Here is a 17,727-nt window from a genome sequence, read left to right as displayed (position 1 = left end):
GAGAAAAATGAGTGTTTTTATAAACAAAGTTATCCACTTAAATTTGCTGGTTATCAACAACTTAATATTCTAAAAATATCGTTTTTGAGCGCTTTCTGTAAGCTTCGCTTAGTTTATTAACATTTCTAAAAAACACACTTATAAACAATTCGTAATATTTTGTTAATCAATCTATTATCTATTTTCTGCTTAAAAGTTTAAAAAAAGCAAAAAACTTAATTTTAATCGCAACAAAAAACTTCGCTATTATGTTATTTTTGTATCATGCAGATTAGGCAACCCATTAGAAATATACAAGACTTTTTATTGAGTACGTATTTTGCCGACGGTCTTCGCATCACCATTGGTGTACTGCTCCCCTCTTTAATTCTTGCCCAGTTTGGCATGTTAAAGTACGGTATGACTTTATCGCTAGGCGCTTTATGTGTAAGTGTGGTAGATAGTCCGGGGCCAATGGTACACCGAAGAAATGCAATGCTGATTACCACTGCACTTATCTTTACCTTCTCTATCCTAACGGGGTTAACCAACAAGAACCATTATTTTATCGGCTTTTTATTGGCTGTATCCAGTTTTGTATTTTCAATGTTTTACATCTACGGTATTAGAGCTGCATCGGTTGGTACTGCGGTTTTACTGATTATGGTATTAAGCATTGATGATGTACGCCCATGGCAAGAAGTATTGCTACATGCGGTTATGATCCTGATAGGTAGCCTTTGGTATACTGGCTTAAGTTATTTTGTGTACCGCTTACGCCCCTTCCGTTTGGTGCAGCAATCGTTAAGCGATTCTATCCTGGAAGTTGCAGAGTTTCTACGCGAAAAAGCCAAGTTTTACCATCAAAATAACAATTACGATAAAACCTATTCAGATCTGTTGCAGCTTCAGGTTTCTGTTCATGAAAAACAGGATGCGGTAAGAGAATTACTTTTTAGAACCCGCGAAATTGTAAGAGATTCTACTCCTGAGGGCAGATTTTTGTTATTGGTATTTGTAGATATGGTCGATCTGTTCGAGCAGGTAATGTCTACCTATTATAATTATCAGCAGCTGCATTATCAGTTTGATAAAGCAGGCATATTATCAGATTATGAAATGGCCATTAAGCGGATTTCGTATGCCCTTGATGATATTGCTTTTGCCTTAAAAAGTGGTGGAATACCCGTTGTTTCAAAACGTTTATTGATCGAGATTGAAAGGTTAAAGATCAAAATCAACGATCTGGAAAAGAACAATCAAAATCAGGAATACAATACCTTAGGCATAATTGCCCTGAAAAATATTGAGGTGAACATCGAAAATATACTATCAAGGGTTAAAACTATTTTTAGTTATTTTAAAATCAGAAACAGCAAAGATATCAGACAAGCTGAGGTAGACACAGAGAAATTTATCACCAGGCAAAAATTCGATTTTAAACTGTTTACAGAGAATTTGACCTATACTTCTTCTACTTTCAGGCATTCGTTACGGGTTACTGTGGTGATGCTTTTGGGTTTTATCGTGGCGCAGATTCTCAATTTCTCACATAGCTACTGGATTCTCCTCACCATTCTGGTAATTTCGAAACCGGGATTTAGTTTAACCAAAGAACGTAATTATCAACGCTTAATCGGCACCACGATTGGGGCGTTTATTGGTATGGGGGTGATTACTTATATCCACGATCGGAATACTTTATTTGTGATCCTATTAATCTGCATGATTGGCTGTTACAGTTTCCAAAGGAAAAATTACGTAGTGAGTGTACTTTTTATGACGCCATATATCTTAATCCTATTCGATTTTCTGGGTATGGGATCGATAGCGTTGGCGCGTGAAAGGATTTATGATACTTTTATAGGCTCTGGTATTGCGCTATTGGCCAGTTATTCTTTATTCCCGACTTGGGAGCATGAAAAACTCAAAGAGGCCATGCTCGATATTTTAAGGGCTAATAAGGCTTATTATGGACAGGTGATTAAATTGTATTTTGAGAAAAATTACAATAGAACGGAATATAAACTGGCTCGGAAAGAAGTTTATGTAAGTACGGCAAACTTGGCCTCCCTGTTTCAAAGAATGTTTTCTGAACCAAAAAGCAAACAGTTGTTTATTAAAGAGGTACATCAGTTTACAGCGCTCAGCCATTTATTGTCTTCTTATGTTGCAACACTTTCGCTCTACAATAAGGAACATCAATTTACCTTCGAAAGTTTCGATTCCTTGAAGCCTATTGCCAACAATACCAATTATTTATTGGATACGTCTATTGAAAATCTGGAGAAAGGCGCCAGCACAATTGAGAATGTACCGCTAATCAGACTAAATGATAACGGTTTAGCTATTAAAAAAGGAGAAGATTTGGTTCCTGAGCAATTCGACCTTATCCAGAAGGTAGCTTACGATATTTATAAGCTATCAGTGAAAATCAAGATTTAAATCGAATTTTATTACGCAAGTAATCATGCTGCATTGGTTCAAGATTTAAATTATCAAATACCTTGTATTAAAAACAAAGGCTATTAAAAATTGTTAAGTATCCATATTAAGAAAACATTATGGAAAAGCTATATACGGCTGAAGTTACAGCTACTGGAGGACGAGACGGACATATCAAATCGAGCGATGGAATTTTAGATTTCGATTTAAGAAAGCCAAAAGAGCTTGGCGGGCAAGGAGGTGCCACAAACCCAGAAGAATTATTTGCTGCTGCCTGGGGGCCATGTTATTTGGGAGCCTTAGGTGGTGTAGCGGAGCGAGAAGGTGTTGATATAAGTGAAGCAAATGTGAAAGTATTGGTTTCATTTAATAAAGATGGTAATGCATTTGCGCTCTCTGCAGACCTTGATGTACACATTCCAGGGATTTCGCATGAAGAAGCACAGGCCCTCGCTGATAAAGCGCATAGGGCATGTCCGTATTCTAAAGCAACCAGAGGAAATATTGAGGTAAGGGTAACGGCTGTGTAAAGTGAAGTCAGATGTTACCATCTGACTGTTTAAGCAGAATTACAAAATAAGATTGAACTTAGTGTCAGTTGGAAACAACCGACACCACGGATATCTGCCACCACCACATCCAACATCGAAATTACCCTAAAACAAAAAGTCCCGATTTTAGTCGGGACTTTTTCATTTACAGTATTTATGAGTTGAAATCTATCTTTGTGTCTGTTGGAAACAACTGACACAAAGATATCAGTTTATATTTTTTGATTAAACCGCTTCCTGTTCAATTCTTGTATTTGCTGGTCTGCCATTTTTAAAGGCGTCGCGGGTTTTTAGTCCCAGCAATTCAAACATGGCCATATCATCAACAAATGCAGGATTTGGCGTAGTTAATAATTTATCGCCTGCAAAAATAGAACTTGCACCAGCCATAAAGCAAAAAGCCTGTTCTAAAGTGCTCATTTCGTTTCTACCAGCTGATAAACGCACCACAGAGTTTGGCATTACGATACGTGCCGTAGCAATCATTCTTACCATATCCCAGATTGGAACACGTGGCTGATTTTCCAAAGGAGTACCTTTTACGGGTACTAAAGCATTAACAGGAACTGATTCAGGATGTTTTTCCATGTTCGATAAAGTCTGCAACATTGAAACACGGTCTTCTACCGTTTCACCTAAACCGATAATACCACCACTACATACCGTTAATTTGGCTTTACGAACATTTTTTATGGTATTTAAGCGATCATCGTAAGTTCTGGTCGAGATAATACGTTTGTAATCATCTTCAGAAGTATCGATATTATGGTTATATGCATATAAACCAGCATCAGCTAAACGTTGTGCCTGGTTTTCGGTAAGCATGCCTAAAGTACAGCAAACTTCCATATCCATATCATTCACGGCTTTCACCATTTCAATCACACGGTCAAAATCGCGGTTATCGCGTACTTCGCGCCATGCTGCGCCCATACACAAACGTGATGCGCCCCCCTCTTTTGCCTTAACTGCGGCGCTAACCACCTGGCTAACCTGCATCAATGGCTGAACTTCTAATTCGGTATGGTAGCGGGCTGCCTGTGGGCAATATGAACAGTCTTCAGCACAACCTCCAGTTTTGATCGAGATTAATGAACTTACCTGAACTTCATTGTAATCTTTATTTTCTCTATGGATGCTTGCGGCTTCGTAAACCAGATCTAAAAATGGTCTGTTATAAATTTCGTATATTTCTTCTTTTGTCCAATCGTGTCTTGTTTTTTGCATCGGGATCAGATTTTATAGATTTAAAGTTTGTAGTCTAAGTTAAATTAACAGGCGCTCAATTTAGTTTTGCAAGCTTTAAATCTTGAAATCCTAAAATCAAGTAAATCCTGATTATAGTAAAAGTTTGCTGGCCAATCCTAAAATTAATAGGAAACCAAAAACGTCGGTAAAAGTAGTAATAATTATAGATGATGCAATGGCGGGATCGATACCAACCCGTTTTAAAATTAACGGAATACCAGCGCCAGTAATGCCTGCAATTATCAGGTTGCCCGTCATAGCCAAGAAGATAACCAATCCAAGCATTGGGTTTCCATCAAAAAAGTAAGCAAAAATAAATACGATTAATCCATTGGATGCACCATTTATTAAACCTACGGTAAATTCTTTTAAAACCGTACGATAGGCCTGTTTATCAGTCAAGTCATAAAGTGAAATACGCCTTACGGTTACGGCAAGTGCCTGGGTAGCTGCATTTCCACCCATCCCAGCAATAATGGTCATGTAGGCCGCTAAGGAAGGAATTAACTTAATGGTTGGATCGAAATAACGTACTACAGATGAAGCTAAAAATGCTGTACCAAGGTTGATAATTAACCATGGCAAACGTGATTTTACCGCTTCTACCCAGTTACCGCTCAATTCTTCATCTTCTGATACCCCCGAGATTTTCAAGATATCTTCGGTACTTTCAGCCTCCATTACATCGATCACATCATCGAATGTTACCCTACCGAGTAATTTCTGGTGATCATCTATTACTGGAATACTGGTTAAGTTATATTGAGAAATTAGGTTCGCCACTTCTTCCTGATCGGTATCGGGGTGCACATAAACTGCGTCTATTTTAACCAATTCAGTTATTTTGGCATTGTGTTTTGCTTTAATAATGTCTTTTAAAGAAACAATACCTTTAAAAATCTCCTCATCATCCACCACATAAATGGTGTAAAACTCCTCCATTTCTTCACTCTGCCGGATGATCTCGTCAATTGCATCTTTTTTAGTAAGGTTGATGTTTACACAGATCAGCTCCGTATTCATCAAACCACCCGCAGTTTTTTCGTCGTAAGTTAAAAGATTCCGGATTTCTGTGGCGTGATCTTCGGTAAGGTCTTCTAAAATCTCTTTCTGCTCATGATCCTCCAGTTGCGAAATGATGTCGGTCGCATCATCATAATCCAGTTCTTCAACAATCTCTGTACGTTTATCGGGATGGAGCTCAAAAAGTAAATCTTCCGGATGGGATTCTTCATCCATCTCAGAAATAATCTCAGAAGCTATTTCTGCGGGAAGCAGGTTGATAATGTGCCGCTGCTCAGATTTATCTAAACGCTCAAACAAAATCGCGATTTCTGAGGCATGATACTCCTCTAAAACTACTTTTAAAGTTTCATCACCAGCTAAAATTGCATTTTTAACCTTGAGTACGTCGCTTTTATCTATTTCGAATGACTGCATCTATAACCTAACCAAAAACGCCCTAAAGCTACAAATATTAAAAATTGATTTTTATTAAAATTCTGTCTAATCTTTTCAAACTTATTAGTAGAATTTAGTCGTTGTTGACTGTATTTTTTTTCTTCAACATTTCAAGGTGTTTTTTTGGATCAAAGTCTTCAACCATCCCACCATCAATTCCAACTTTAAGTGCCTCTCTCAAAATTTCGATTTTATTTTCTTCATCTTCCAACAATCTTAATCCTGCACGGATAACTTCGCTTGCATTTTTAAACCTTCCTTCAGATATCTTTTTGCCAACAAATTTTTCAAAATGATGTCCCAAAACAACAGATGTATTTCTTCCCATTGTATCAATTTTAATCTAACTCTTAAAGTTACCAAAAATTGGTACATTCTAAAAGTAAAATCCCGTTTAAACTGACGTTTAATCCAATAAAAATAAACTCTTTTCTTGATGGGATCGTCATGCTAAACTTGTTTCAGCATCTTTCTTACAAAATAGACCCTGAAATAAATTTACTTCGGAGCTTTCCGCTTTGCTACAGGTCAGGGTGACGATTATAAATTAAAATCTTCTCTTTATCTTAAAGGCAGTATTAGTCTGAATGTTAACACTATTTAAACCAACCTTTACGCCAAAAGTAAATTACCTGCAAAATCGCAATCACAGCCATTACAATCCAGGTGTACAAATAACCATGTTCGGCGTATAATTCAGGCATATTGTCTTCTAATATCTTTCCGGTTGCAGGGTCTTCCCTACTAAAGTTCATCCCGTAAATCCCTGCAATAAAGGTTAATGGAATAAATATGGACGAAATGATGGTCAAAACCTTCATGATTTCGTTCATCCGGTTGCTGATAATGGATAAATTCATATCAATATTGGCTGAAGCGATCTCTTTTAATGACTCGATAAAATCAATGATCTGGATACAATGATCGTAGGCATCCTTCATGTAGGTTTTAGTGAGATCTGATATTAATGGACTATCGGTACGGATAATATCATTCAGTTTATCCCGCTCCGGCCAGGCTACTTTTCGGATCATGATCAACGACCTTTTAATCGCCTGTGTATCGTACATGATTCTCCGGTCAGGATGATCATATAAACGGTCTTCAATAGCATCCAGCTCTTCGCCCCAGAAATTTAACAAGGAAAAATAATTATCCACTATCACATCCATAATGGCATACATCAGGTAGCTAATGCCACCTATACGAATGTTTCCCTTCCCTATTTCCAAACGTTTTCTTACGGGCTCAAAACAATCGCAATAAGTTTCCTGAAAGGTAATCAAGGTACGTTCTGACAGGATAAAAGAAACCTGATCATTATTTAAAACATTCTCCTCATTTAAAAACAGATGCCTGCTCACTGCAAAAATGTACTTATCATTATCATATTCATCCAGCTTGGGGCGCTGGTAAGAACTGGTAATATCTTCTAATACAAGCCTGCTGATACCCAACTTTGAATAAAGTGTTTCGAATATATTGGGATCTGCTAATCCTTTAATGTCAAACCAATAGCAGAAATCTTTATTTTCAATCAGTTTATCAATATTATTGATATTCTCCAATTCCACTTTTTTATAACTTTTATCGTTATAAATATGAAGTACAATAACTGGCTTTAATGCGTCTTCATCAATAGTGTATAAACCCGGGCTGGTACCTGGGGTTGGAACTTTATAGTGCTTATGGCGGTTACGCGGCTTGTTTTTTCCCATACTTTATAAATATAGCCGGGCTTGCGGGCCCTGGTTAAACAACAAATCAACAATACTTAAGTTGGGCAAAAATTGATGTCTATCTTCAAAAACCTGATAATATGGCTTGTTTTTTACAATATCGTCCTCCTTTTTAGGATTCATAATGGTACGAAAATCCAGCTCAGGAGCAATATTATCAAAATATTCGGTAGTAACTTCGAAGCTTTTATTGAGCTTTAACTTTTTGGAGAGCCATTCTACCAATTCGAGGTTATAATCGAAAAGAAATTCAAATTTTTGATTATAAAACCGTGAAAGCTCATCTTCATAAAACTCAAAATAGGCTGAACTTCTATAGCAACTTTCTAAGCTCAACCAATGTAAACGTTGCCATTTAAAGTCATAACTAATCCGCACATCTTTCATTTGCGTGTGTGTTTTTGAACCTTTAACCACAGGAACGGTAATATCGAGTTTTCCGTTCGGAGAATAAATACTGGCCCTGTTGCGGTAAGTTTGCTTCGCTAAATGTTCATGTTTTTCGATTAAAAAATCTACCTCTAGCTTTTGTAATAAACTAAAATAGCCTACTGGTGGAAGATAAAATAATGGAAGTATAGCTGTATTCTGCATTTGAAAATTTATGTTTGTAGTTGAAACGTTTTAAAAATAATGATTAAAAGAGGGATTGCGCACGTTGGCGTATTTTTTTTATACCTGTTATCGCTGCTGCCTTTATCTTTGCTCTTTTTTTTTGCAAGATTACTATATTATCTGCTTTATTACGTAATAGGCTATAGAAAAAAAGTTGTCAGGCAGAATTTAACCCACTCTTTTCCCGAAAAACCTTTAGCTGAAATTAAGGCTATTGAGAAAAAATTCTTCCTCTATTTGGCTGAACTTATTTTCGAAATTATTAAAATGGCCAGTATTTCAAGAGCTGAAACTTTAAAACGGGTAAAATTTACTGGTTTGGAACAAGTAGAAACTCATTTTAAGGCTGGAGAAAGTGTGCTGGCTTGTACAGGCCATTATGGTAACTGGGAATTGGGCACGTTAGCCTTAGGTTTAAATATCTCTGCCAAAACGATGGTAATTTATAAACCCATTGGCAATAAGGTTTTTGGAAAGTGGTTTGATTGTGCGAGAACAAAATATGGGAATGTTTTTATCGCCATGCGGCAAACTTTGCGTGGGATAGCCGCTTATAAAAACGAACCCACACTTTTATGTTTTGCAAGTGACCAATCGCCAACCAGAGAGGAAACCAAATATTATGTAGATTTTCTTCACCAGCCCACTGCCGCACTTTTAGGTGTAGAAAAAATTGCAAAATCTACTAAAAGACCAATATACTATTTTAAAGTTAGCGTAGTTAAAAAAGGCTATTACCATATAGAAGTTTTGCCCATGTGCCTCGACCCGGAACGAATGCACGAATTCGGGATTACTGATCTGCACTTTAAGTTTTTAGAAAATATTATCAAAGAACAGCCTCAATATTGGCTTTGGAGCCATAAACGCTGGAAATTTAAACCCGAATAAGAAGAATGAACCCATCAGTAGCCGTTGTAATTTTAAACTGGAATGGAAAAGCATATTTACAGCAGTTTTTACCTGGAATTTTGCTTTCTGAATATGATAATCTGCAAATTGTTGTGGGCGATAATGCTTCCACCGATGATTCAGTTTTGTTTTTACAAGAAAATTTTCCCAGCGTTAAAATAATCCAGAACGACCAGAATTACGGTTTTGCTGCAGGCTATAACAAGGTTTTAGAACGTGTTGAGGCCGATTATTTTATCCTACTCAATTCGGATGTAGAGGTAACTCCCAATTGGATAAAGCCGGTAATTGATTTAATGGAAAGCGATGCACAGATTGCGGCAGCACAGCCTAAAATTAAATGGCAGCTAAATAAAGAACAGTTTGAATATGCAGGCGCTGCTGGGGGGTATCTGGATATCTATTCTTTCCCTTTCTGCCGAGGAAGGCTATTTAATGTTTATGAGCTAGATAATGGTCAGTACAATGACAAAGCAGAAGTTTTTTGGGCCAGTGGAGCTGCATTTTTTATTAAAAGTAAATGCTGGCAGGAAGCGGGCGGTTTAGATGCTGATCTTTTTGCTCATATGGAGGAGATAGATCTGTGCTGGCGTTTAAAGAACCTGAATTATAAAATAATATACTGTCCGGATGCCGAAGTTTACCATGTAGGCGGTGGGACTTTGCAGACGGAGAATCCTTTTAAAACTTATCTCAATTTCAGAAACAACCTCATCATTATGCAGAAGAACCTACCTGCCAGTGATGCCGTTTTCAGAATAACAATAAGGATGTTTATAGATTTTATTGCATGGTGGCACTTTTTGCTAACCGGAAAACCTAAATTTACAATCGCAGTTACCAAAGGCCATTGGCATTTTCTTAAATCGCTTTCAAAAACGAATAAAAAGCGGAAGGCCGTTCAAAAAGCATATAGTCAACATGCTGGAGTATATAACAATAGCGTTGTTTGGGCGTTTTTTATTAAGAAAATTAAATATTTTTCAAACTTGAAGTAAAATTGCGAATCGTCATTCCCAACCCGATTGGGAACCACGTAGTGCTCATGAATGCCTTAAAAAAAAAGAAAACTTATGAATAATCGTATTGCATGCGCTTTAAGATTCCCGTCTTCACGGGAATGACGATCAATCTTTTTAAACTTTAATTGGAGTGCTGTCAGATGTTGCCATCTGACAGAAGTAATATGATAGATTAAATCAACAAACTTTCAATAGCTAAACGATAACCTTTTATGCCAAAGCCAGTTAAAACACCTTGACAGTTTTTACCGGTTAAAGAGACATGACGATATTCTTCGCGGGCATAAATATTAGATATGTGCACCTCAACCACAGGGGTTTTAATAGCTGCAATCGCATCAGCAATAGCAACGGAAGTATGGGTGTAACCTCCTGCATTAAGCACTACCCCATCATAACTAAAACCAACTTCATGCAATTTATTAATAATTTCGCCCTCAACATTACTCTGGTAGTATTCAATTTCTATATCCGGATAAACCGTTTTTAATTCTTTAATATAATCTTCAATACTGGTGTTTCCGTAAATAGATGGCTCACGTACACCTAATAAGTTTAAGTTTGGGCCGTTAATAATTTGTATTTTCATAATATAATGTTGTAACGTTGCAATGTTATAAAAAATCTCAAATAAAAGCATGCTTTGGCCATCATATATTAAAGGATTTAAATCGTATTTAAAGTTAGAACGGTCGTTATCTGGTAATTCTGTTGATGCCTACATGAGTGATATTGATAAATTGATCCAGTATTTTCAATCATTAAACGAAGAGCCTAAACTAACTGATATTACCATCATTCATCTAAAATCATTTATCTCTTGGTTAAATGAACTGGGTATGCAAGCCAGTACACAAGCCCGGGTAATATCGGGATTAAAAGCTTTCTTTGCCTATTTAATGCTCGAAGATATAATTTCAAATGATCCTACGGCATTGCTTGAGGCGCCAAAACTCAGCAGAAAATTACCCGATACATTGAACATTTACGAGATTAACGAACTTATTTCTGCCATAGATGCTTCAAAGCCTGAGGGCATACGCAATAAAGTCATTATGGAAGTGTTATATGGCTGCGGCTTGCGTGTAACTGAATTAACCGAATTAAGGATCTCAAATCTGTTCCCACAGATCGAATTTATAAAAGTAATTGGAAAAGGAAATAAAGAACGTTTAGTGCCCATCGGAAGCGTAGCCTTAAAACTGCTCGATATTTACATTAACGAAGTACGTGTGCATGCTAATATTAAAAAGGGGCATGAAGATTTCATCTTTTTAAACCGTTTTGGCGCTAAACTTTCGCGTATTTCGATTTTTAACCTAATTAAGAGCCTGGCTATATCTACCGGACTAAAGAAAACAATCAGTCCACATACGTTAAGGCATTCTTTCGCCACACATTTAATTGAAGGTGGTGCCGATTTGCGTGCCGTACAAGAAATGCTTGGCCATTCGAGTATTACCACTACAGAAATTTATACGCACATTGATAGAGATTATTTAAGAGAGGTAATTACACAGTTTCATCCGAGGGCTTAATTGAAGAGCAGAAAGACTAAAGCACCTTTAATTATAGATCCTGAAACAAGTTCAGGAGGACGAACGCCGAGGGATTTTAGTCCTCAGCAACAAATCTTCTAACTTCCTGCCTCTGACCTCAAATAGCTTAAATCCCTGCCCTCACCATCCTGTCTTTACCTTGCATATCTTGTCTTAACTCAATATTAATAAAGCCTTTATCTGCTAGCATTTCAATCGTTTCGTTGCCTAAATATTCGTTAATTTCGAAATAAAGTTGCCCGTTGGGTTTTAAGTTTGTTCTTGCAAAATCAGCAATAGCTTTATAAAATATTAAGGGGTTTTCGTCACGAACAAATAATGCTAAATGTGGTTCGTACACCAACACGTTATTATGCATATCCGCTTTCTCTAAATCTCTTATATAGGGCGGATTACTTACGATGATATCAAATTTTTCTTCAGATTTGAAAGTCAAAATGTCTGCTTCAATAAATTTGATCCTTACATTGATCTGTTCCGCATTTTCTTTGGCTACAGCGATGGCATTAGCAGAAACATCCAGTGTTGATACTTCAGCTTTTGACAAATGTTTTTTAAGTGTGATGGGAATGCATCCAGATCCGGTTCCAATATCAAGAATACTGATTTTATGGTTAGTATTAATTGAAAATTGCGAACTGTTATCTGAAATGATCCAATCTACCAGTTCTTCTGTTTCTGGCCTCGGAATAAGTACCTGTTCATTAACTTTAAACACAGCACCGTAAAAATGGGCTTCTTCCAAAATATGTTGAATGGGTTTTCCGATCTGCAAATCGTTAAGGATGCTCAAAAGTTTCTGCATATGGATAAAGCTGATATCGATATCTTTTTGCATGATCAGTTTAGCTGAAGATAAAGCCAAAACTTGCTCGGCAGCAACACTAAATAATGCTTTTGCTTCATTACTATCGTATAAAGGCTCAAGTTCGAGTTCGTAGTGCGCCGCTAATTCTCTTATCTTCATATTTACGAAATTACTTAATTGGGATGATAACAGCTCTCTTTTGATAAGGCCATGACTCTTTTTTTACTACTTTTGCCATAATGAGCGATGAATTTTATATAAAGCGTTGTCTTGACCTGGCAGCGATAGCTTTAGGGAATGTTAGTCCGAACCCAATGGTTGGTTGTGTTATCGTTGTAGACGGCAAAATTATTGGAGAAGGATATCATCAGGAATATGGAAAATCGCACGCCGAACCTAATGCCGTTAAAGCTGTTTTTGATAAACACGGTGATGAGGCTGAAAATCTATTGAAACAAGCTACTGCATACGTTAACCTAGAGCCCTGTGCGCATTTTGGCAAAACGCCTCCCTGTGCTGATTTATTAGTAAAACATCAGCTAAAGAAAGTGGTGATTGGCAATAGAGACCCTTTTTCAGGTGTTGATGGTAAAGGCATCGAAAAACTCAGAAATGCAGGAATTGAAGTGGTGAGTGGGATTTTGGATGATAAATGCCGCTATTTCAATAGAAGATTTTTTACCAGGATAGAAAAGCAAAGACCCTACATCATTTTAAAATGGGCCGAAACCGCAAATGGTTATTTTGCAACGAAGGATGGTCACCAGAAATGGATCAGTGGAACTTTGGCCAAACGTTTGGCGCATCAATGGCGTAGCGAAGAAGATGCAATCCTGATCGGCAAACAAACCGCCATTATGGATAATCCGCAGTTAACTTCTCGTGAATGGCCTGGCAAAAACCCTATCCGTTTGGTAATCGACAAGAGTCTTCAGGTGCCAATAACGAACCATATCTTCAATACAGCAGCCAAAACCATCATCTTTAATGAGGTTAAAACTGATGTAATTGAAAATATCCATTATATCCAGATGGAAGATATGCACTTTTATTTAGCGCAAAAAATCACCTTTCAACTTTACCTGATGGATATACAATCGGTAATTATTGAAGGCGGCGCCAATATTTTAAGTCAATTTTTAAATACCAACCTATGGGATGAAGCACGTATTTTTACTTCATCTGCCAGCTGGAGTGATGGGGCTTCATCTCCAAACATTAATGGAAATCTGCAGGAAACAGTACAAATCGGAAATGACAAACTCTCTATCTATCTAAACGACATCAAATAAATGATTTACATTATTTTAAGCATTTGCTGTAGTGTCACCGTAGCCGTTTTATTAAAGCTGGCAAAACGGTACCAAATCAGTATTATTCAAGCCGTTACTATTAATTATTTTACTGCATTAAGCTTATGTTTTCTTTTTTTTAAGCCCGATGTTAAACTGATCACCCCTACCGCACCATGGCCTATTTATATTGCCCTGGCAATTCTATTGCCGTCGATATTTTTATTCCTTGCAGCATCGGTAAAGAACCTTGGCATTGTTAAAACAGATATAGCACAACGTTTATCGCTATTTATCCCAATACTGGCGGCTTATTTTATCTTTAAAGAAGATTTTAATAACCTGAGAATTATCAGCCTGGTGATTGGTTTTGTGGCTATTTTCTTAACTTTTCTTCGAAAATCTGATCAGGAAGAAGGCAATAAAGGAAGCCTGCTCTACCCCATTATGGTTTTCGTCGGTTTTGGGGTAATCGACGTACTTTTTAAACAAATCGCATTATATAAAGAATTGCCCTATACCACCTCGCTTTTTACTGTTTTTTGCCTGGCATTTATGGTTTCATTGCTTATTGTAATTTCGATGGTAGTGGCTGGCAAAATAAAAATACAACTGGTAAATGTGCTTTGTGGATTTATTTTAGGCTTCTTCAATTTTGGGAATATCCTTTTTTACATGAAAGCCCATAAAGCGCTGGCAGAAAATCCATCTACCGTTTTTGCAGCGATGAATTTAGGCGTAATCATAGTAGGTACCTTAATTGGTGTTATTGCTTTTAAAGAAAAGCTGAGCAAGTTAAATTACGCAGGCATCATCTTCGCTATTGCTGCTATTATTTTCATTACACTATCGCAAAATGCTGTTCGATGATTCTTATAAAACCATCGAAAGTGCCTCAGAGGGTATCTTTCGAGATAAAGGGAGCAAATTTATTGCATACGCCTATCCTATCCGTAGTGAAGTAGAATTAAAGCCGGTTATCACCAAACTTCGCGCAGAACATGTTAAGGCCAATCATTTTTGTTATGCATATCGTTTAACACCAGATCGATCTGTTTATCGAATGAATGATGATGGCGAACCTTCGGGCACCGCAGGCAGGCCAATCCTGAACTGTTTATTATCGGAAGACCTGACTAATATTCTAATCGTTGTTGTACGTTATTTCGGTGGAACCTTGCTGGGTGTTCCAGGTTTAATTAATGCATACAAAACGGCTAGTGTTGAGGCAATTAAAGCAGCTTCGGTTATCAGTAAAACCGTGAATGATGTTTACGAAGCGCATTTCGATTACCTTCAGATGAACGATGTAATGAAGTTGAGCAAAGAGGAGAACTTACAGATTTTGGCGCAACAGTTTGATACCAATTGTATATTGAAATTTGAAGTCAGAAAAGCACAACTCAATCAGGTTTTAAGTAAATTTGATAAAATTGAAGGTGTTAAGTTAAAATACCTGCAAACCGTTTAATAACCACATATTAAAATAGTGAACATAGATAAAATTTACGTGAATCATTGAAATCAGCGGGCAAAATAAACCAAATATGAAAATATCCGAAAGCGACTTAATCATCAATCCTGATGGCAGCATATACCACCTAAACCTTTTACCTGGTGATATTGCTGATACTGTAATTACCGTTGGCGATCCCGACCGCGTTGGCGAGGTAAGCAAATATTTCGACAAAATAGAATTTAAAAAAGGTAAACGCGAATTTATCACCCATACTGGGTATTTGGGCAAAAAGCGCATTACTGTACTCTCAACAGGCATTGGCACGGATAACATTGATATTGTTTTTAATGAGTTGGATGCCCTGGTTAATGTTGATTTTGAAACCCGTGAAATTAAAAAAGAGCTTACTTCATTAAATATTATCAGAGTAGGTACCTCTGGCGCTGTTCAACCGGATATTCCGATGGGAACAATTTTAGCTTCCTCTTACGGCCTAGGGATGGATGCCTTAATGAATTATTACCTTCAAAAATTATCTGGTGATGAACAGATTTTAATGGATGATATCAAAACACACTTTGGGCATCTTAAAAATATCAATCCTTATTTAACGGCAGCGAGTGAAACATTATTGAATACGATTGGAAAAGATATGGCGAAAGGCATAACCATTACAGCGCCTGGCTTTTATGCTCCACAGGGTAGAATTGTACGTGCTAAAAACGCGGTTCCCGATTTTATTGGCTTGATTAACAGTTTTAAAAGCAATCAGCACCGCATTACCAATCTGGAAATGGAAACCGCAGGGATTTATGCATTAGCCAAAGTTTTAGGTCACAACGCAATTTCAGTAAATGCCATTTTAGCCAGTCGTGTAAACTTTGAATTTAGCAAAGAACCAAATAAAATTGTAGCGCAAGCGATAAAAATGGTGCTTGAAAGGATTTAGTTATGGCGGAGTCATCACTAATTAACTTAAGTGTTCTAAGATGTCTCAGATGGTAAAAAACAAGCCTAACGCACACACAAACCTCTAAACATGCATCCATGCAAAAAACTAGAAGTGTCAGATGGCAACATCTGACACCACGAAAAGAACAAAAAGGCCCGAAATTTCGGGCCTTTTTTCTTAATATTTTATACTGTAGGTATTGTTTCTTTTACGAGTTCATTGCCTTCAGCATCTAAATAAGTACATGTCATTTCTTCGAGGTCGGTTACCCATTTCTCTACGCCTGCATCTGCGGCTTGCTTGCAAAAGGTAATATAGTCGGTTTCTCCTTGCTGATGTACTTTCAAAGCATGGCTTAACTTACCAGCAGAGGGTTCATCATTTATAGTCAAAGTCGGATATTCATCAGGACTGATCTGCTGTACATTATCTTCATCATCGAAATAAATTGACAGGCCGTTGGATACATATACATCGTTTCGCTTAACACCCATTTCCTTAATTTCTTTAATAAACTGAGGGAAATCTGCACCAGTTTTAATTTTTGATTCTGCTGCCCGGATGTCTTCGATGGTGAACATAATTATTTGATTAGTGAAACTTTGTAAATCGTTGTTTGTGTATACAGATCCTCTGGCCTCAAAATAGTACTCGGGAACGCTGGAATATTAACTGCATTTGGATGATGTTGCGTTTCTACACAAAATGCCCCGTAACTTCCATAATCTTTTCCACCTTTGCCATTTTTAACATCTAAATATTTTGCAGTATACAGATGCGCTACCGGCTCCGTGGTATATACGCTTAAAACTAAACCACTTTCTTCTTCAATTGTTTTACTTGCTAACGATAAATCGCCGTAGATTTTATCCAGAACGAAAGTTTGGTCATACCCTTCTTCCTCATCCCAATCCTGCCCTATTTCTTTAGATTTGGTAAAATCTAAAGGTGTACCTTCAACAGGAATCAATTTGCCCGTTACAGAATAGTTGCTGTCCTGCTCAAGGTAATTCGAAGCAAAAATCTGCTGTTTATGGTGTTTAATATTGCCGCCGTCAGGAGCCAGATTAAAATAGCCATGGTGTGTTAAATTAATTGCAGTAGCTTTGTCGGTCTCCGCTTCATAGCTTAAAATCAACTCATCATTTTCGGTAAGCTCGAAAGTTAAATCAACGATCAGGTTTCCTGGAAAATTTTCTTCGCCATCTACACTTTCATATTGTAACGTAACCGACGATTGTGGTCCATCACTTAGCTCAATGACATCCCAAACTTTTTTATCAAATCCCACAATACCGCCATGTAAGGTATCGGTACCTGCATTTTGTGCCAATTGGTACGTTTCTTCGTCTATGGTGAACCTGCCATTTTTAATGCGGTTTGCGTAGCGGCCAACTACAGCGCCCAAATAGGCACCATTTGCCAGATAAGCCGGATCAAGATATTCATCAAAAGTGTCGAAACCAAGAACGATATCCTGCTTTTCGCCTTTAGCGTTTTTAACTACAAATTTGTTAATAATCGCACCATAATTGAATATTTTCACATAAGTGCCTTTACTGTTGGTTAGTTCGATTGTGATAACTTCTTCGCCATCAATAATTTTTCCGGTAGGTATTTGCTGAACGCTCATAAATTGTAACTTAGGGCTTTTGTTTCCTAAACAAACATACTATTATTAATGC

The 17,727-nt window shown here is 37.2% G+C and carries 18 protein-coding genes; 9 read left to right on the top strand and 9 right to left on the bottom strand.

The window, feature by feature from the left end:
• Positions 1-264: 264 nt before the first annotated feature.
• On the top strand, positions 265-2,424 hold the full coding sequence (locus LQ227_RS15410; protein ID WP_230149910.1) for an FUSC family membrane protein: 2,160 nt from the start codon (positions 265-267) through the stop codon (positions 2,422-2,424).
• Positions 2,425-2,543: 119 nt separating this feature from the next.
• Complete coding sequence (locus tag LQ227_RS15405; protein ID WP_230141155.1) at positions 2,544-2,954, top strand: organic hydroperoxide resistance protein; 411 nt, start codon at positions 2,544-2,546, stop codon at positions 2,952-2,954.
• A 246-nt stretch (positions 2,955-3,200) separates the two neighbouring features.
• Here LQ227_RS15405 and bioB read toward each other — a convergent pair whose 3' ends face one another.
• From bioB to LQ227_RS15380, 5 genes are all read right to left on the bottom strand, one after another.
• The gene (gene bioB / locus LQ227_RS15400; protein ID WP_230149908.1) at positions 3,201-4,202 is read right to left on the bottom strand and encodes a biotin synthase BioB; all 1,002 of its coding nucleotides are present in this window, start codon (positions 4,200-4,202) and stop codon (positions 3,201-3,203) included.
• Positions 4,203-4,313: 111 nt separating this feature from the next.
• Complete coding sequence (mgtE, locus tag LQ227_RS15395) at positions 4,314-5,663, bottom strand: magnesium transporter (protein WP_230141146.1); 1,350 nt, start codon at positions 5,661-5,663, stop codon at positions 4,314-4,316.
• Positions 5,664-5,757: 94 nt separating this feature from the next.
• The gene (locus LQ227_RS15390; RefSeq protein ID WP_230149906.1) at positions 5,758-6,012 is read right to left on the bottom strand and encodes a type II toxin-antitoxin system ParD family antitoxin; all 255 of its coding nucleotides are present in this window, start codon (positions 6,010-6,012) and stop codon (positions 5,758-5,760) included.
• Positions 6,013-6,280: 268 nt separating this feature from the next.
• Positions 6,281-7,402: a magnesium/cobalt transporter CorA gene (gene corA, locus LQ227_RS15385; RefSeq protein ID WP_230149904.1), complete on the bottom strand. Its 1,122-nt coding sequence runs from the start codon at positions 7,400-7,402 to the stop codon at positions 6,281-6,283.
• Positions 7,403-7,405: 3 nt separating this feature from the next.
• Entirely contained in the window at positions 7,406-8,017 is a 612-nt protein-coding gene (locus tag LQ227_RS15380; RefSeq protein WP_230141140.1) for a WbqC family protein, read from the bottom strand.
• Positions 8,018-8,056: 39 nt separating this feature from the next.
• On the opposite strand from LQ227_RS15380, the gene LQ227_RS15375 reads away from it, so the two are divergent.
• Together LQ227_RS15375 and LQ227_RS15370 are read left to right on the top strand one after the other, a co-directional pair.
• Entirely contained in the window at positions 8,057-8,929 is an 873-nt protein-coding gene (locus LQ227_RS15375; RefSeq protein WP_230141139.1) for a lysophospholipid acyltransferase family protein, read from the top strand.
• 5 nt (positions 8,930-8,934) lie between these two features.
• Complete coding sequence (locus LQ227_RS15370) at positions 8,935-9,948, top strand: glycosyltransferase family 2 protein (protein ID WP_230149902.1); 1,014 nt, start codon at positions 8,935-8,937, stop codon at positions 9,946-9,948.
• Positions 9,949-10,144: 196 nt separating this feature from the next.
• On the opposite strand, the gene aroQ is transcribed toward LQ227_RS15370, so the two are convergent.
• Positions 10,145-10,561: a type II 3-dehydroquinate dehydratase gene (aroQ, locus tag LQ227_RS15365; RefSeq protein ID WP_230149900.1), complete on the bottom strand. Its 417-nt coding sequence runs from the start codon at positions 10,559-10,561 to the stop codon at positions 10,145-10,147.
• Positions 10,562-10,610: 49 nt separating this feature from the next.
• Here aroQ and xerD point away from each other — a divergent pair, with 49 nt between their 5' ends.
• Entirely contained in the window at positions 10,611-11,510 is a 900-nt protein-coding gene (xerD, locus tag LQ227_RS15360; RefSeq protein ID WP_230149898.1) for a site-specific tyrosine recombinase XerD, read from the top strand.
• 127 nt (positions 11,511-11,637) lie between these two features.
• Here xerD and prmC read toward each other — a convergent pair whose 3' ends face one another.
• Entirely contained in the window at positions 11,638-12,498 is an 861-nt protein-coding gene (gene prmC / locus LQ227_RS15355) for a peptide chain release factor N(5)-glutamine methyltransferase (protein ID WP_230149897.1), read from the bottom strand.
• A gap of 80 nt (positions 12,499-12,578) precedes the next feature.
• Between prmC and ribD the strand changes: the two genes are divergently transcribed.
• From ribD to LQ227_RS15335, 4 genes are all read left to right on the top strand, one after another.
• On the top strand, positions 12,579-13,631 hold the full coding sequence (ribD, locus tag LQ227_RS15350; RefSeq protein WP_230149895.1) for a bifunctional diaminohydroxyphosphoribosylaminopyrimidine deaminase/5-amino-6-(5-phosphoribosylamino)uracil reductase RibD: 1,053 nt from the start codon (positions 12,579-12,581) through the stop codon (positions 13,629-13,631).
• Complete coding sequence (locus tag LQ227_RS15345) at positions 13,632-14,501, top strand: DMT family transporter (protein ID WP_230149893.1); 870 nt, start codon at positions 13,632-13,634, stop codon at positions 14,499-14,501.
• A complete protein-coding gene (locus LQ227_RS15340) occupies positions 14,488-15,102 on the top strand; it encodes a YigZ family protein (protein ID WP_230141119.1) in 615 nt (204 codons plus the stop codon). Before LQ227_RS15345 ends, LQ227_RS15340 begins: the two co-directional genes overlap by 14 nt.
• Before the next feature lie 76 nt (positions 15,103-15,178).
• Complete coding sequence (locus tag LQ227_RS15335; protein ID WP_230141118.1) at positions 15,179-16,039, top strand: nucleoside phosphorylase; 861 nt, start codon at positions 15,179-15,181, stop codon at positions 16,037-16,039.
• Positions 16,040-16,227: 188 nt separating this feature from the next.
• On the opposite strand, the gene LQ227_RS15330 is transcribed toward LQ227_RS15335, so the two are convergent.
• Together LQ227_RS15330 and LQ227_RS15325 are read right to left on the bottom strand one after the other, a co-directional pair.
• Entirely contained in the window at positions 16,228-16,623 is a 396-nt protein-coding gene (locus tag LQ227_RS15330; RefSeq protein WP_230141116.1) for a DUF1398 domain-containing protein, read from the bottom strand.
• Positions 16,624-16,625: 2 nt separating this feature from the next.
• Positions 16,626-17,675 carry an aldose epimerase family protein gene (locus LQ227_RS15325; protein ID WP_230141114.1) on the bottom strand — a complete coding sequence of 350 codons (1,050 nt, stop codon included), beginning with the start codon at positions 17,673-17,675 and terminating at the stop codon, positions 16,626-16,628.
• Positions 17,676-17,727: the final 52 nt, after the last annotated feature.

Source organism: Pedobacter sp. Bi27, from assembly GCF_918698255.1.
In the GTDB taxonomy this organism is placed as follows: Bacteria; Bacteroidota; Bacteroidia; order Sphingobacteriales; family Sphingobacteriaceae; genus Pedobacter.
This window is presented reverse-complemented; position numbering and strand designations above follow the sequence as displayed.

What these genes read in the sequence shown, in the direction of transcription:
- LQ227_RS15410 (WP_230149910.1), top strand. Translation starts at nt 265, where the DNA reads ATGCAGATTAGGCAACCCATTAGAAATATACAAGACTTTTTATTGAGT.
- LQ227_RS15405 (WP_230141155.1), top strand. Translation starts at nt 2,544, where the DNA reads ATGGAAAAGCTATATACGGCTGAAGTTACAGCTACTGGAGGACGAGAC.
- bioB (WP_230149908.1), bottom strand. Translation starts at nt 4,202, where the DNA reads ATGCAAAAAACAAGACACGATTGGACAAAAGAAGAAATATACGAAATT.
- mgtE (WP_230141146.1), bottom strand. Translation starts at nt 5,663, where the DNA reads ATGCAGTCATTCGAAATAGATAAAAGCGACGTACTCAAGGTTAAAAAT.
- LQ227_RS15390 (WP_230149906.1), bottom strand. Translation starts at nt 6,012, where the DNA reads ATGGGAAGAAATACATCTGTTGTTTTGGGACATCATTTTGAAAAATTT.
- corA (WP_230149904.1), bottom strand. Translation starts at nt 7,402, where the DNA reads ATGGGAAAAAACAAGCCGCGTAACCGCCATAAGCACTATAAAGTTCCA.
- LQ227_RS15380 (WP_230141140.1), bottom strand. Translation starts at nt 8,017, where the DNA reads ATGCAGAATACAGCTATACTTCCATTATTTTATCTTCCACCAGTAGGC.
- LQ227_RS15375 (WP_230141139.1), top strand. Translation starts at nt 8,057, where the DNA reads ATGATTAAAAGAGGGATTGCGCACGTTGGCGTATTTTTTTTATACCTG.
- LQ227_RS15370 (WP_230149902.1), top strand. Translation starts at nt 8,935, where the DNA reads ATGAACCCATCAGTAGCCGTTGTAATTTTAAACTGGAATGGAAAAGCA.
- aroQ (WP_230149900.1), bottom strand. Translation starts at nt 10,561, where the DNA reads ATGAAAATACAAATTATTAACGGCCCAAACTTAAACTTATTAGGTGTA.
- xerD (WP_230149898.1), top strand. Translation starts at nt 10,611, where the DNA reads ATGCTTTGGCCATCATATATTAAAGGATTTAAATCGTATTTAAAGTTA.
- prmC (WP_230149897.1), bottom strand. Translation starts at nt 12,498, where the DNA reads ATGAAGATAAGAGAATTAGCGGCGCACTACGAACTCGAACTTGAGCCT.
- ribD (WP_230149895.1), top strand. Translation starts at nt 12,579, where the DNA reads ATGAGCGATGAATTTTATATAAAGCGTTGTCTTGACCTGGCAGCGATA.
- LQ227_RS15345 (WP_230149893.1), top strand. Translation starts at nt 13,632, where the DNA reads ATGATTTACATTATTTTAAGCATTTGCTGTAGTGTCACCGTAGCCGTT.
- LQ227_RS15340 (WP_230141119.1), top strand. Translation starts at nt 14,488, where the DNA reads ATGCTGTTCGATGATTCTTATAAAACCATCGAAAGTGCCTCAGAGGGT.
- LQ227_RS15335 (WP_230141118.1), top strand. Translation starts at nt 15,179, where the DNA reads ATGAAAATATCCGAAAGCGACTTAATCATCAATCCTGATGGCAGCATA.
- LQ227_RS15330 (WP_230141116.1), bottom strand. Translation starts at nt 16,623, where the DNA reads ATGTTCACCATCGAAGACATCCGGGCAGCAGAATCAAAAATTAAAACT.
- LQ227_RS15325 (WP_230141114.1), bottom strand. Translation starts at nt 17,675, where the DNA reads ATGAGCGTTCAGCAAATACCTACCGGAAAAATTATTGATGGCGAAGAA.